Raw genomic sequence first — 12,998 nt, 5'->3', positions numbered from 1 at the left:
GCAATGTCTTTCCTGGTCAGATGGCAGCATTCTGACCAGGAAAGGCCCTAGCGGCGGCTCCGGACCACCCGGCCGCCAGGGTGAGCAATACCGGGATGACCAAGCCAAACCAGGGCGAGCCGCTCGCCCGTCTGCTTGGCAAGATACATATAGCCGTCGGCGCGCTTCATGAATGAGGTCACGTCGTCGTCCGGTTGCAGCATCGTGACACCCACTGCGGCGCCGAGTTCGACCACGGCACCTTCGATCGCCATCGGTTTGAAAATGCGGTCCATCGCGTCGGTGAGCGTCGGTTCGACATCGCTCAAATGGGCCGGATCGACCTCGAGCAGAACGACAAATTCGTCACCGCCGATGCGTGCAATGAAGTCATTGGTTCGGAAACTTTCGCGAAAGCGGCTGGCAATCGTTCTCAGCACTTCATCGCCGGCAGCGTGTCCCATCGTGTCGTTGACGGCCTTGAACCCGTTGAAATCGACAAATGCCAGTACCAGGAGCTTTTCGCTCTCATGCATCCGCTCCACATGCTGGGCGAGCACTTCGTCAAAACAGGCCCTGTTGGGAAGTCCCGACAGCGCATCGGTTCGTGCCGACGCGCGCAGCGCAAGTTCGATTTCATGCTGGTGTCGAACACGCGCGGAGACGTCGAGAATAACTTCAACATCGAAGGAGACATCATCCACGATTGTGCGCTGCGCCGAAATCAACGTCGGAATGATTGTGCCGTCTGCGTGCCGGATATCGACCTCCTCCAACACATAGCCCCCATCCTCCTCGAGCATGCGATGTCTGCGATCCCGCGCCGGGCTACTGATGGCAGCCCCCTCTGACGTCAGCGTTCTGCCGCGAATATCATCCCATTTCAGGCCCGTCAGGCGGAGATAGGCATCGTTTACCTTGAGGTAGCTTGATGTCTCGGTGTCGCTGGTCGAGATCGCCATCGCTATCGGTGCAAACTCGAACATTCGCATCAATATCGAGGTCAGAACCTGTGAAGGAAGTATTTCTTCGTCGGCCATACGTTATCACCAAAAGGACGACGGGAACCTTAGCGGACGAAAGTTAAGCTCTCCCTGACGACGGCCGCCTCTGTAGAACATTATTTCCCATGATCTAAGCTAGGCGCATTGCCGCCGCAGTCTCGAAACGCCACCCTTGGGGCGACCTGAAGGCGCGCCTTCTGTCCAAACTTCATTCCGCTCGAGCATGTGATAATAATTCACCTTGGCTCGTTGACCGGGGATCAGCATGCGAGGTGCGTTTCTGACATTCGTCATCGCTCTTTCCGGCGGTGCCGCCTGCGCAGCAGGGCTCAAGGACAACTTCGATTCAGGCAGGCTGAATACGACAAATTGGACGACGCAGCAGATTCTGTCGCGGCAATACCAGTTCCAGAAACCTGGACGCTGCGGAAGCGCCGCCATCGACATCGTCACGACGGACGGCGACAACGGCCTCGAATGCGAAGACGACTGCCAGCGCGCCGAGTTGAGAACAACCAAAAAGACGTGGCCGATTTTCGGTGACGAGGTTTGGTACCGTTTCAGCTTCAAGATCACCGGCGACATACCATCGACAGGAAGCGCCCGTTCGGTGATTGGTCAGTGGAAGGGTCCGGGCGACGGCAGCCCGATGATTGCTCAGCGGTTTGACAATGGAGTGTTCCACATCACCGTTCAGGACAACAACGTCCGACGCGTGGTCGCAAGGGCGGAAGGCGACCCGGATGCCTCGCTTTCGGCTCAGGCCTTGCTCGGAAATCTCCATCGCGACGAGCAGACAGTCAACGCGATCAATTCGCTGCAGTCCCTCGATCTCTTCACAAAAACGCAGCCGGACCTTTCGCAGCAGTTCTTCAAGCAGAACCTGATGGACAGCCTCGGCCCCGAGGCGCAACCATCCGACTCCCAGCAGCTGTCGCAGGCGCTCGGACTGGGTGATCCCGCCCTGGTAGGGCAATTCAACGCTCTTTCCTTCGTGGCGGAACCTGGAAAATACATCGGCAGGGCAGAAATCGACATAGAGACGGAAGACAACCGCCCGCTTCCGGACCCACGCAAGGACTGGGTCGACATGGTCTATCGCATCAAGCCGGGACGCACCGACAACGAGTATGGACCGCGGCGTCCCGGCGAGATCGACATCTGGGCGAATGGTCAGAAGATTGTGTCCGTCAGAGGCAATATCGGCGCCACGCTGAAGAAGAACGATCCCCGGCCACTGGTAGGTCCGTATTTCAAGTTTGGAACCTACCGGCTACGCACACCCGGCACGTTCCATTTCCAACTCGACGAGTTCGCTCAGGCTTCGACGCAAGCGGGTCTGGGTCAAATCTGCGCGGCTCGCTGACATCACGCGCGCTTCCTCAATCCTGAATTCGCTGTCGTTCAGCCCATCGTGCGTCACGATGAGCGCATAACAGACGGAGGCGAGACGAAGATGTCTCGGCTCTGCTCGACATTTTTAAGTGCTTGTCGATCCCGGGCATGTATTTAGATCTTCACGTCGCAGCGAACCAATGGAGCAAACCATTCTCTCGTCATCCTTTGCCAATCCTGAGTCTGTGCAAATCGAGACCGGCTCTTTCGGCAAGCTCGTGGAGCAAGTGCGGACGCTCGCCACATGCGCGGGGCAGATCGTTACCCCATCGCCCGACATATGGGTTTTCCGGTCGGACTCGCCCATCTCCTATGTCCGCAGCTACTCCTCGATGATGAATATCGCAGTCGCAGTGTCCGGGCAAAAGACCGTTCGGATAGGCAATCATATCAAGGTCAATGATCCGAAGAACTATCTTTTGATGCATGGAAGCACGCATTATCAGGCAAGCGTCAATGCCAGTCCGGACGCCCCTTACATCGCACTGAAACTGCAACTTTCCCCCGGCATTCTGGGTCCCACCCTGCTCGAACTTGCCGATCTGGGCGGACTTCGAGACGGCGCCCTTGAACCACCGCCGCCGGTGTTCGTGGGTCCGGTTGAAGACACCTTCGCCGAGCCGCTCTGCAGGTTGCTCACATGTCTCGATCATCCGCTGGAGCGGCGCATGCTCGTGCCCTTATATCTGCGGGAAATTGCATTCCGGCTGCTGCGTTCGGATGCTGCCAGCCTCTTGCGGGCTTCCATCACGCGCGAACATACACGCGTCTTGCGAGCCATCCGCTTCATCGAAGAAAACGCCGATGCCGGAATAACGGTCCAGGCAATGGCCGAGTCGGTTGCGATGAGCGGATCACATTTCGCGCATCGTTTTCGTGAGATTACCGGTGTTTCGCCCATTCAATACTTGAAGAGAATTCGCCTGGAAAAAGCTCGGCTCCTGCTGCTCGAAGGCGACTTGTCGGTGAGCGTTGCCGCGGAAGAGACAGGCTATGCCAGTACGTCCCATTTCTCACGTGATTTCCGGCGGCAATTCGGCCTCAGCCCAACAGGCTACGTGCAGTCATTCAAGGAGCACGTCGCGGTTGCCTCATGAAGGGGGCTATATAGCAGGATTGAGCAGCTCTTTCGCTGCTCTCGGCATGGCTTCATCGTCGTTGGTTTGAGAGAACCGCTCCAGAAGACAAACCCACTGGAGAAACGACATGAGCATATTACTGACCATCGCATTCGAGACAAAACCCGATAAGCTGACGGCATTTCTGGAGCTTCTTGCAACAGTGAAGGCAGAGCTTCCGGGAACCGCTGGCTGCGAGGACATTCGCATCCTTCAGAAGATCGACGAGCCAACGTCCGTCTCGCTGATAGAGACGTGGGGGTCGAGGTCGAACATCAAGCGCATGTCGAGGCCATCGTGGCGAACGGTGGATGGGATCATGTCATGTCCCACCTCGCGAGCCCGCCGGTGAGTTTCTATTTTCAGGAGGCGTAGCGCCGTCATGCGACGGCGGCCGAGCTTCACCGGTAGCGGCCGCCTTCAAGGCTCTTCGATCCGGGACCTGATCCAGCGAACGAAGAGCGAGGCGGCCGGGCTGAGCCGGTCGAAACTGCGCGCGACCAGCCAGTAGGCGCCGAGGGGAATGGCGAGATCGAAGAGGCGAAGCAGCCGGCCCGCTTTGATCTCCTCCTCGGCGAAGATCTCGTCCATCAGCGCTATGCCCTGCCCGCGCAGAACGGCCTGCATCACCAGGCCGCCGTCGGCATAGACCGGCCCCCGCGCCGTTTCCGGCATCGCAGCACCCGCTGCCTCGAACCAACGCGACCACACGTCCCTGTTTTCTTCGTGCAGTAGCGTATGACGCAGAATGTCCTGTGGCCGCTCGATCGCAGGCCCTGCCTCGAGCAGTGCAGGTGCTACGACCGCTATCATCCTGACATCGGCAAGATGTTCGCTCTCGGCCCTTGGCCAGGCGGTCGCGACAGCACCGTGGCGGATGGCGATCTCCGCCTGCCCGCTTCGGAATTCGACCAACCGCGGATCGGAGTCGATCGTCACGTCGATATCGGGATGCCGCTCGCGAAACTCCGGCAGGCGAGAAACGAGCCAGCATGCCGCAAAGGAAGGTTCCGCGCTGACCGTCACAGCCGCAGCCCTCGGCCTGCCGCGGATCTCTTCCAGGCATTCATCGATCCGGTCGAAGGATTGCGTCAGGATGGCGAGCAGCCTGGCTCCGGAGGGGGTGAGATGGACGCTGCGATGGCGCCGCTCGAAAAGCGCTCCGCCCAGTAGCGCTTCCAGCTCGCGGATCTGCCGGCTGACCGCCGCCTGCGAAATGAACAGCTCCTGCGCAGCCAGCGTGAAGCTTTCGAGACGGCCGGCGACCTCGAATGTGCGCAAGGCCGTCAATGGCAAGCGTCCGCGCTTCATCCATAACCTCAAGTCATTCGAAAGCGACGATAAACTCGTTTGAACGCGCCAGGCAAGAGGGGCCAAATGATCGCGAAGGAGAGATGTCGATGTGTAAGCGAATATTCGAGATCCTGCGCGACGTCATCACGCTCGCGACCTTTCAGCCGCGGCCGATCGAGGGTCACAAACGCAATCCCTTTCGACAGGGTTCTAAATCCGGTATCGCAACATGATTTTCAGATACCCACGCCAATGGACGCTTGCTGCCACGCAAGCGTCCATTGTGCCTTCGAGCATGCCATGGGATGCTCCGAGGAAGGGTATAGCCCAAGGATAGGCCGAAGCATGCGCGACTATGTGAAAAGCCGGGACTTTCATCGACATATGCGTTCGCTGCTGGCTTCGAGATTTCAGGAACTTGGCTGGAAATCGCAAACGGGCAAGTGCAGCTTTGCCCGTGGCAGAAGGGTTTGTTGGCTACAAATATCCCAGCATTCCAACAGCGTTTTGGGCAGCAAATTTACGATCAACATGACACAAGGCTCTGGCCCCGCTGGCGACACGAGGATACTTCGTCGCTTAAACGAAGAGGATCGAGCCATCGGCAAGGATTTGGAAGAGCGCATCATCGCGCGCCTTCCCAGGCCCGATCCTGACCCGGAGGTTGAAGTTGTCGGAGAGGACGGCGGAACCCTATTGGTAAAACTGGGCGATCTGGTTCGAGCAAATCCAAAACAATGGGACGCTCCTTCCGACGTCTGGCTGCCTTATTTCAGCAAAAGTGATCTCGACGATTGGGCTGCATTTCTCCTGCCTCGCCTTGACCGGCTGACCGCGTCGTCCTCCTCTGAAATGACCGATCCGTTGTTGTGGGTCCAGCGGCTTCGCCGTCTCACGGGCTTGTTTCGCTCAAGGTGAGAGATACTCGACGAACTCGCTGACCCCAGCGGATTCTAACCGCCCGCCGGCTTCAGATCGACAAGCGCCTTGATCGGCAAGTGGTCTGAGGCAATGCGCGCCAGCGGCGTGTCGTGCGCTTCGACCTCCGAAATGATGCCCTTGCGATTGGCGATGATGCGGTCGAGCGCCAGCAGCGGCAGGCCGGCGGGAAAGCTCGGGGTGGCGGGCGGCAGCTCTCCGAAGGCGGATTGGAAAGTGTTGAGCGACGAACTGTCGCCGAGCCGCCATTCGTTCAGGTCGCCGAGCAGGATGGTCGGCATCTCGTGCTTGTCGTTGATGAGTTCGACGAGTGTCCGGGCCTGCTGGGCTCTGCTATGGCGCAACAGGCCGAAATGCGCGGCGATGATGCGCAGCACCCCGCCCTCTTCGAGTTCGATTTCGGCGACCAGCGCGCCGCGCGGCTCCAGTCCCGGCAGCTTGACCTGGTGCACGTCATGCACCAGTCCCTTCTTGAAGAGCACGACATTACCATGCCAGCCATGCGCTTTCGCCATGCCGGCCACCGGCACCGGGATCAGTCCCGTCTCCCGCTCCAGCCGGCCGAGATCGAGAATGCCGGTGCGCTCGCCGAAGCGTGTATCGGCCTCCTGCAACGCGATCACGTCGGCGCCGATTTCATGGATCACCCTGCTGGTGCGTTCCGGATCGAAGCGCCTGTCGGTGCCGACGCATTTGTGCACATTGTAGGAGGCGATCAGCGTTCCCGCGCTGCGCGGCCTTGCCTCGGTGTAGGCCGGATCGAGCCGCTTTTTCCTGCTCCTGATCGAGGCGAGAATGCTGGAGGGAAGACTGTCTCTTTTGGCGAGCATCGGACGGCGCACTTGTTCCGTTGATCAAAAAGGCTTCTCTCGGAGTATAGGCATGACGGCAGAACTTGCCATGTCCGATCACAGAAAAATCCGCTCAGAGATAGGGCGAGCCCAGCCATAGCACCTTCTCGAGCAGTCGCACCGGGAAAGGCCGCGCGCGCAGCCCCTCCAGCGTCACCGGCGTTGCCGACTTCAGGGTTTCCTCGATATGTTCGTCGATCTCGGCAGCAAAGCCCTCGTTCAGCACTTCGAGATCGACCTCGAAGTTCAGCCTGAGCGAGCGCGGGTCGAGATTGGAGGAGCCGACATAGGCCCAGGTGCCGTCGATCGTCAGCAGCTTCGAATGGCTGAAACTGCCGGTCGAGCGCCAGATGCGGCAGTAATTCTTGAGGATCTGGTCGAATTGCGCCGTCATCGCCCGGTCGACCAGCATGAGGTTGTTGACATCAGGCACGACGATGTCGACTTCGACGCCGCGCCGCGCCGCCGTCACCAGGGAACTGATGAGCTCCCGATCCGGCAGGAAATAGGGCGACATGATACGGATCGACCGGCGCGCCACGGAAAAGGCGCCCATCAGCATCTTGTGGTTGGTTTCCACGCTCCGGTCTGGCCCCGAGGCGACGACACGCATCAGGATAGGATCGCCGGGACTGCGCTGCGGCGGCTCGATGCGCCAGACCTCACCGTTCAACAGTTCCTGGGTGGAGAAGCGCCAGTCTTCGGCGGCAAGGTCGAAAAGGTCAGCCACGACAGGGCCGGTGACGCTGAAATGCGTGTCGTGGGCAAAGCTCTCGCCCGTCGCCTCTTCGCTGAAGCCTGCCCTGATGTTCATTCCGCCCGTCAGCCCGATTTTACCGTCGACGATCAGGATCTTGCGGTGGGTGCGCAGGTTGGCATAGGGCAGCCGCAAACCCATGATGACGTTGCCGTTGAAGACGGCGACGGTGACGCCGCCCTCCTTGAGGTGGCCGAGAATGCTCGGCACCGAATACCGCGCGCCGACCGCATCAATCAGCACTCGGACCTCCACACCGCGCCGCGCCGCCGCAATCAGCGCATCGGCGATGCGAAGACCGATCGCGTCACGATCGAAAATATAGGTTTCGAGCAGGATGCTGCGCGTCGCCTCGTCGATGATCGACTTCATCGCCGCATAGGCCTCGTCGCCGGTCTCCAGCATGTCGATGGTGTTGCCCGATGTCAGCGGATTGCGCGTCACCCGGTCGCCCAGCGTCTGCAGCGCCGCAAAGCGGCGGCCGAACTGGCTGATCACCGTCTCGGTCTCGGCATCGAAAGTCTCAAGCTCGTCGATCTCGGCCGCGCGCAGCAGCGCGTCGCGACGGATGCTCAGCGATTTCCGGCGAATGCGGTTGATGCCGGCAATCGCATAGAGCAGAGCCCCGATGATCGGAGACAGGATGATGACGCCGACCCAGCCAGTCGCGGCACGCACCTCCTCCTTGGTCATGGCGGCATGGATCGCCGCCGTGGTCCCCATGGCGATCGAAACGACAAAGAGGATATGCGGCCAGTAGGTCGACAAGAGATAGAACATCGCTGGCGAATATAGCCGCGAAACGGCGGCGTTCAATCACACCGCCGTTCTCCCATGACGCGAAATTTTTCGCCGTGATTATTTTGCCGCCCACGTCAGCCGCTCCGCCGCCGGAACAATTCCCTATGCGATCGATTGATCCCGAGGAGATAAGGATCGCACCATGAACATCGCCGCAAGCGCCGGTCCCGCCCTCGCGCTTGACGTCGCGGATGCCGAAAACATCGCCGAGCTCCGGCATCAGGCAGAAGGCTGCACCCGCTGTGACCTCTACAGGCATGCCACGCAGATCGTCTTCGGCGAAGGCCCCGGTACCGTCGAGATCGTCCTCGTCGGCGAGCAGCCGGGCGACCAGGAAGATCTGACCGGCAGGCCCTTCGTCGGCCCGGCCGGACGCCTGCTTGATCGCTGCCTTGATGAGGCCGGCCTCGATCGTCAGCGCTGCTACGTCACCAATGCGGTCAAGCATTTCAAATTTACGCCGCGCGGCAAACGGCGGCTGCATTCGAAGCCGAATGCGGGCGAGATCAGGCGTTGCGCCTGGTGGCTTGGCGCCGAACTCAATATCCTGCAGCCGAAACTCGTCGTGGCGCTCGGCGCAAGCGCACTTTATGCGCTGCTCGGGCCGAAGGTGAAGTTGACGCCGGAGCGCGGCCATATCCTCCATCCGGCAAACCGTCCGCCTGTTCTGGTCACCATCCATCCCTCTTATCTGCTGCGCATCCGCGACGAGGCGGACCAGCGCCGACAACGCCGGGATTTCGTCTCAGATCTGCACAAGGCTGTCGAGTTTCGGGCTGAATGAAGGGCGATTCTCAACCCTGATATGCTGCAACGCGAAATATTTACGGTTGTAGCGCGATTTCGCTTGAAAGAGTTCCCCTCCTCTGGAACCATCTCGGCAGTATCGCGTTCGAACGACGGCATCATGTGACTGGAGATCAGCGATGGCAGAAACTCGGGAAGAGTGGATCAAAAAACGTGCATACGCCCTCTGGGAAGAAGAGGGTTACCCGACAGGGCGAGATTCCATCCATTGGGAACAGGCACGACACGAGCGAGACACGCTCGAGGGTTCGGCAGCAACTTCCAACGGCAAGGAAGTCAAGGCCAAGGCAAAACGCACTGTGACGGGCAGCAAGACGACCAACGGTGTCGTTAAACCGGCGCCGAAGCGGACCGCGAGCCGCAAGACGGCGTCCTGAGCACAGGCATATCGAGCAAGTCGACTAAAAAAGGGCGCCCTCGCGACGCCCTTCAACCTGGTTTGTCATATGCCTGAATTAGTTGTGCTTTATTGAATTGTGAGGGCGGCTTTTTATGCGGGGGTGAACAGAGGCCGGATGATACTGCATGCTTTGAGGCTTCTCCAAAAATTTGCGCCCGCGCGACGATCCCGAGAACACAGCCTGTTCCGGGAACCAGAAGATGCACGGATTGTTTATGGCGAAACAGGGGAAGTTGCCATGAACGACGTCCACGCCAATATTCATTTCCTTCCGCCCTCTAGAGCCAGCGGCCGCCTTCCGGCCGGGATCGTGTGAGGGATGGAGATGTCGCTCCTGCTCATCGCCGCCCTGCTCTATCTCGGTCTTGCAGTCGGGTTCATTCTTATCGTCGACAATCTCGTCGGCCTGGTTTTCCGAGATCCGCGCGCGCCGCTGCAACTGCCCTCCTTCGACATCAGCCGCGCCTTCGCTGCATCGCAAAAACTCTATCGAAAATAGAGGTCACAGGCACGCCCACAGACCGGCGATCCCTTGCCGTTGATGTCGATCGCGCCTTTTCCATCGGCTTTGACGATGTGTTATCCGATGCTCTCGCGGCCCTTCTCCGAATCCACACCTTTGCGATCGATGACCATATGGCCGGAACTTTTGAGCTCCTGACTGGTTCGATCTCTTTGCAAGCCAGAAGAGGCGACGGTGACTTACCGCCGGCCGCATCCGGCAAAAGGATTTTCGACATGGCCAAATCGAAGAAGAAATGGTCGCAGGACGTCACCGAACACAGCGACGCGATGGACCTGAAGGAAGGCGTGTTCACACCGGATGATCCGAAGAAGATTGCCCGCTCCGTCAAGCATTCCGCGGAGGAAAGCCATCGCCGCAAATCGAGCCCCTTTCGCGCCGCGATGTCGATGCTCACCTTCTACGTCAACCGCGCTGGCGACCAGCTGACAAAAAAGCGGCGAGGCACCCTTGAAAAAGCCAAGGACGAACTGCGAAAAGACTTCGGTCGGGAACCAAAGGGTTAGGTGCGGATGGCATACGAGCTTTACTACTGGGACGGCATCCAGGGCCGCGGTGAATTCGTCCGGCTTGCGCTGGAAGAAGCCGGCGCCGATTACATCGACGTCACCCGCCAGCCCACGCGCGGTACGGGTGCCATGTTCGCCGTCATGGAGAGCGAAAGCGAGCCGCACATTCCCTTTGCGCCGCCCTTCCTGAAAGACGGCGACCTCATCATCCCGCACGTCGCCAACATCCTGTTCTATCTCGGGCCGAAGCTCGGTCTGGCGCCTGAGGACGAAGGGCTCCGCCATGCCGTCAACGGGCTGCAGCTGACCATCACCGATTTCGTCGCCGAAGTGCACGATACGCATCACCCGATCGACACCTCGCTCTACTACGAGGACCAGAAGCCGGAAGCAAAAGCCCGCTCAGCCGCCTTCATCCGCGAACGCATCCCGAAATTCCTCGGTTATTTCGAGCGCGTGTTGCGGCAGAACCCGAAAGGCCGCAACCATATAGTCGGCGATGCGCTGACCTATGCGATCTCTCGCTCTTTCAGGTGATCGAGGGCCTGGCCTATGCCTTCCCGAAAGCCATGGCGAACCGCAAGGCTGAATATCCCGCCCTGCTGGCCCTGCATGATGCTGTGGCGAAGCGTCCGAATATCGCCCGCTATCTCGCCTCCCCCCGCCGCCTCGCCTTCAACGAGGAAGGGATTTTTCGGCACTATCCCGAGCTCGACAGCACGGGATGAGGCAAGAGCCGTTTATGCGAGCGGCACCGCCGCATCGAAGAAATCGCCCCACGGGTCTTTCGGCCGGGTCTCCAGTCGCTGCGCCACATTGGCGAGCGTGAAGGCGGTCGGGCCGGCTAACTCCTGCAATTCCTGCCAATCCAGCGGCATCGAAACCGGCGCACCCGCTCGTGCCCGCGTCGAATAGGCCGCAACCGCTGTGCTGCCGCGGCCGTTGCGGAGATAATCGATGTAGATATGCCCGCTGCGTTTTGCCTTCGTCGCGGTTGCCAGATATTTCTGTGGCGCGTCTGCCGACATGCTTTCGGCAAGTGAATGGGCGAAATCCTTGACCTCGGTCCAGCCGGCCTTCGGCGCAAGCGGCGTCACCACATGCAACCCCTTGCCACCCGACGTCTTGACGAAGGCAGCCAGACGCGCTTCCAGCCGCGCCTTCACGTCAAATGCGGCAGCGATCACCGCGGACCAGGCGACGTCCTCGCCGGGATCGAGGTCCATGGTGATCATATCGGGTCTTTCCCAATCGTCGGTCGTCGTCCCCCAGGGATGGATTTCCAGCACGGCCGATTGCACCAGCGCCACCAGGCCATTGAAATCGGCGATGCGCAGCAGCTTTTCGCCGTCCGGATCCTGTGGGTCGGCGATCTCCTTGATATGCGGATTCATGCCCTTCCAGGCATGTTTCTGGAAAAACCGCTGTTGGGCCTTTATCCCGTCCGGCAGACGCAGCAGCGCCAGCGGCCGATTGACGACATGAGGCGCCATGAATGGCCAGACCGCAGCATAGTAATCCGCGAGGGCCTGCTTGGTCACGCCCTCGTCCGGCCAGTAGAGCCGGTCGGGATGGGTCAGCGATACATCAGATGCCGGCGGAGTTCTGGGGCTCATTCTTCGATCTCGCGTGTCAGGAAATCAAGTAGCCTGTTTTCCTCGGCCCGCAAGCCCCGCAGCGGCTCGCTGCCGCTTTCGATCAGCGGATGGTCGTTGCCAGCAAGCGCGATGATCGCGGGATGGATATAACTCGAGCGCGCGATCGCCGGCGTGTTGTGCAGTGCCCCGGCCGCGGCCTCCGACATGTCCTTCACCGTCGGCCGGCTGCCGCTTGCGATCCTCTCGCGCGCCGCGCCGAAGGCTGCCAGCGATCCCGCCCAGGTGCGGAAGGTCTTCGCCGAAATGGGGATGCCCGAAATCTCGGCGAGATAGCTGTTCAACCGGCCGGAATCGATCGGCTTCAACGCACCGCTTTCATCCTTCCAGACGAAGAGTTGGCGCCCGGGCAGATCGGCTATCTCCTCCAGGATCTTCTGCAGCCTCGGATGTTTGAGACTGCGCTGAACGCGCTTGCCGCCCTTGGCGCGAAATTTCAACTCTATCTGCCCGTCGACGATCTTCAGGTGGCGCTTCAGCAGCGTCGTGGCGCCATAGGTGTCGTTTTCCCTGACATAGGCCTGGTTGCCGACGCGCAAATGCGCCTCGTCGAGCAGTGTCGTTAAAGCCGCAAGCACACCGTTGATATCTTCCGCACCGGTGTCGAGGTGACGCAGCACCGTGCGGCGTATCCTCGGCAGCGCCCGGCCGAACTCGATCAGCTGATGGAATTTTCCGGCACTTCGGAAGGATTGCCATTCCTTGTGGTAGCGGTATTGCTTGCGCCCGCGCGCATCGAAGCCGGTCGCCTGCAGATGGCCGTTGTCGTAGAGGCAGATCCAGACATTCTCATAGGCCGGCGGCAGACCGAGCGCGCTGATGCGCGCCCGCTGCGATTGGTCTGAAAGCGTCTTGCCGTCAGGCATCACATAGCTGAAGCCCTTGCCCTTCCTGCGTCTGCGGATGCCTGGTTCGGTATCGCTGACATAGACGAGACCAAGTTCGGTGATGGCTTCGGCATTCATGT

15 protein-coding genes and 1 pseudogene are annotated in these 12,998 nt (G+C 60.0%); 10 read left to right on the top strand and 6 right to left on the bottom strand.

Translation table 11 applies throughout. The features are described 5' to 3' along the window. Positions 1 to 47: 47 nt before the first annotated feature. Positions 48 to 1,019: a GGDEF domain-containing protein gene (locus EFD55_RS24685; protein ID WP_245438540.1), complete on the bottom strand. Its 972-nt coding sequence runs from the start codon at positions 1,017 to 1,019 to the stop codon at positions 48 to 50. Positions 1,020 to 1,248: 229 nt separating this feature from the next. On the opposite strand from EFD55_RS24685, the gene EFD55_RS24680 reads away from it, so the two are divergent. The 3 genes from EFD55_RS24680 (at position 1,249) to EFD55_RS34345 (ending at position 3,848) form a co-directional block, all read left to right on the top strand. Next, positions 1,249 to 2,349, top strand: a complete 1,101-nt coding sequence (locus EFD55_RS24680) for a heparin lyase I family protein (RefSeq protein ID WP_125848357.1) — start codon at positions 1,249 to 1,251, stop codon at positions 2,347 to 2,349. Positions 2,350 to 2,518: 169 nt separating this feature from the next. Continuing rightward, positions 2,519 to 3,475, top strand: a complete 957-nt coding sequence (locus EFD55_RS24675; RefSeq protein WP_125848356.1) for an AraC family transcriptional regulator — start codon at positions 2,519 to 2,521, stop codon at positions 3,473 to 3,475. Between the two features lie 109 nt (positions 3,476 to 3,584). Further along, on the top strand, positions 3,585 to 3,848 hold the full coding sequence (locus EFD55_RS34345) for a putative quinol monooxygenase (RefSeq protein ID WP_125848354.1): 264 nt from the start codon (positions 3,585 to 3,587) through the stop codon (positions 3,846 to 3,848). A gap of 68 nt (positions 3,849 to 3,916) precedes the next feature. Here the strand turns inward: EFD55_RS34345 and EFD55_RS24665 are convergent, their stop codons facing one another. Continuing rightward, the gene (locus EFD55_RS24665; RefSeq protein WP_125848352.1) at positions 3,917 to 4,807 is read right to left on the bottom strand and encodes a LysR substrate-binding domain-containing protein; all 891 of its coding nucleotides are present in this window, start codon (positions 4,805 to 4,807) and stop codon (positions 3,917 to 3,919) included. An 89-nt stretch (positions 4,808 to 4,896) separates the two neighbouring features. On the opposite strand from EFD55_RS24665, the gene EFD55_RS34140 reads away from it, so the two are divergent. Together EFD55_RS34140 and EFD55_RS24660 are read left to right on the top strand one after the other, a co-directional pair. Next, positions 4,897 to 5,022, top strand: coding sequence for a hypothetical protein (locus tag EFD55_RS34140; RefSeq protein ID WP_281039995.1), 126 nt, complete (start codon positions 4,897 to 4,899; stop codon positions 5,020 to 5,022). A 112-nt stretch (positions 5,023 to 5,134) separates the two neighbouring features. After that, the gene (locus EFD55_RS24660; protein WP_125848350.1) at positions 5,135 to 5,707 is read left to right on the top strand and encodes a hypothetical protein; all 573 of its coding nucleotides are present in this window, start codon (positions 5,135 to 5,137) and stop codon (positions 5,705 to 5,707) included. Between the two features lie 35 nt (positions 5,708 to 5,742). Here EFD55_RS24660 and EFD55_RS24655 read toward each other — a convergent pair whose 3' ends face one another. Beyond that, positions 5,743 to 6,558: an endonuclease/exonuclease/phosphatase family protein gene (locus tag EFD55_RS24655; RefSeq protein ID WP_125848348.1), complete on the bottom strand. Its 816-nt coding sequence runs from the start codon at positions 6,556 to 6,558 to the stop codon at positions 5,743 to 5,745. Between the two features lie 94 nt (positions 6,559 to 6,652). Then, positions 6,653 to 8,116, bottom strand: a complete 1,464-nt coding sequence (locus EFD55_RS24650; protein ID WP_125848503.1) for a phospholipase D-like domain-containing protein — start codon at positions 8,114 to 8,116, stop codon at positions 6,653 to 6,655. 163 nt (positions 8,117 to 8,279) lie between these two features. Between EFD55_RS24650 and EFD55_RS24645 the strand changes: the two genes are divergently transcribed. The 5 genes and pseudogenes from EFD55_RS24645 to EFD55_RS24625 all read left to right on the top strand — a co-directional run bounded on the left by EFD55_RS24645 (position 8,280) and on the right by EFD55_RS24625 (position 11,104). Continuing rightward, positions 8,280 to 8,921 (top strand): UdgX family uracil-DNA binding protein, encoded by a 642-nt coding sequence (locus EFD55_RS24645; RefSeq protein WP_125848345.1) that lies wholly within the window; start codon positions 8,280 to 8,282, stop codon positions 8,919 to 8,921. Between the two features lie 142 nt (positions 8,922 to 9,063). Beyond that, the gene (locus EFD55_RS24640) at positions 9,064 to 9,321 is read left to right on the top strand and encodes a DUF2934 domain-containing protein (RefSeq protein WP_125848343.1); all 258 of its coding nucleotides are present in this window, start codon (positions 9,064 to 9,066) and stop codon (positions 9,319 to 9,321) included. A gap of 348 nt (positions 9,322 to 9,669) precedes the next feature. After that, positions 9,670 to 9,843: a hypothetical protein gene (locus tag EFD55_RS33285; RefSeq protein ID WP_165504863.1), complete on the top strand. Its 174-nt coding sequence runs from the start codon at positions 9,670 to 9,672 to the stop codon at positions 9,841 to 9,843. A 239-nt stretch (positions 9,844 to 10,082) separates the two neighbouring features. Continuing rightward, entirely contained in the window at positions 10,083 to 10,373 is a 291-nt protein-coding gene (locus EFD55_RS24630) for a DUF3175 domain-containing protein (protein WP_125848339.1), read from the top strand. 6 nt (positions 10,374 to 10,379) lie between these two features. Continuing rightward, positions 10,380 to 11,104 (top strand): annotated as a pseudogene (locus EFD55_RS24625) (glutathione S-transferase). Between the two features lie 12 nt (positions 11,105 to 11,116). Here the strand turns inward: EFD55_RS24625 and ligD are convergent. Together ligD and EFD55_RS24615 are read right to left on the bottom strand one after the other, a co-directional pair. Next, positions 11,117 to 11,992 (bottom strand): non-homologous end-joining DNA ligase, encoded by an 876-nt coding sequence (gene ligD / locus EFD55_RS24620; protein ID WP_125848337.1) that lies wholly within the window; start codon positions 11,990 to 11,992, stop codon positions 11,117 to 11,119. Further along, positions 11,989 to 12,996: a DNA topoisomerase IB gene (locus EFD55_RS24615; RefSeq protein WP_125848335.1), complete on the bottom strand. Its 1,008-nt coding sequence runs from the start codon at positions 12,994 to 12,996 to the stop codon at positions 11,989 to 11,991. The genes ligD and EFD55_RS24615 overlap by 4 nt, the downstream gene beginning before the upstream one ends. Positions 12,997 to 12,998: the final 2 nt, after the last annotated feature.

Source organism: Rhizobium pisi (assembly GCF_003938655.1).
GTDB lineage: Bacteria > Pseudomonadota > Alphaproteobacteria > Rhizobiales > Rhizobiaceae > Rhizobium > Rhizobium pisi.
This window is presented reverse-complemented; position numbering and strand designations above follow the sequence as displayed.

Coding starts and splice junctions, on each gene's coding strand:
- EFD55_RS24685 (WP_245438540.1), bottom strand. CDS start 1,019: ATGGCCGACGAAGAAATACTTCCTTCACAGGTTCTGACCTCGATATTG.
- EFD55_RS24680 (WP_125848357.1), top strand. CDS start 1,249: ATGCGAGGTGCGTTTCTGACATTCGTCATCGCTCTTTCCGGCGGTGCC.
- EFD55_RS24675 (WP_125848356.1), top strand. CDS start 2,519: ATGGAGCAAACCATTCTCTCGTCATCCTTTGCCAATCCTGAGTCTGTG.
- EFD55_RS34345 (WP_125848354.1), top strand. CDS start 3,585: ATGAGCATATTACTGACCATCGCATTCGAGACAAAACCCGATAAGCTG.
- EFD55_RS24665 (WP_125848352.1), bottom strand. CDS start 4,807: ATGAAGCGCGGACGCTTGCCATTGACGGCCTTGCGCACATTCGAGGTC.
- EFD55_RS34140 (WP_281039995.1), top strand. CDS start 4,897: ATGTGTAAGCGAATATTCGAGATCCTGCGCGACGTCATCACGCTCGCG.
- EFD55_RS24660 (WP_125848350.1), top strand. CDS start 5,135: ATGCGCGACTATGTGAAAAGCCGGGACTTTCATCGACATATGCGTTCG.
- EFD55_RS24655 (WP_125848348.1), bottom strand. CDS start 6,558: ATGCTCGCCAAAAGAGACAGTCTTCCCTCCAGCATTCTCGCCTCGATC.
- EFD55_RS24650 (WP_125848503.1), bottom strand. CDS start 8,116: ATGTTCTATCTCTTGTCGACCTACTGGCCGCATATCCTCTTTGTCGTT.
- EFD55_RS24645 (WP_125848345.1), top strand. CDS start 8,280: ATGAACATCGCCGCAAGCGCCGGTCCCGCCCTCGCGCTTGACGTCGCG.
- EFD55_RS24640 (WP_125848343.1), top strand. CDS start 9,064: ATGGCAGAAACTCGGGAAGAGTGGATCAAAAAACGTGCATACGCCCTC.
- EFD55_RS33285 (WP_165504863.1), top strand. CDS start 9,670: ATGTCGCTCCTGCTCATCGCCGCCCTGCTCTATCTCGGTCTTGCAGTC.
- EFD55_RS24630 (WP_125848339.1), top strand. CDS start 10,083: ATGGCCAAATCGAAGAAGAAATGGTCGCAGGACGTCACCGAACACAGC.
- ligD (WP_125848337.1), bottom strand. CDS start 11,992: ATGAGCCCCAGAACTCCGCCGGCATCTGATGTATCGCTGACCCATCCC.
- EFD55_RS24615 (WP_125848335.1), bottom strand. CDS start 12,996: ATGAATGCCGAAGCCATCACCGAACTTGGTCTCGTCTATGTCAGCGAT.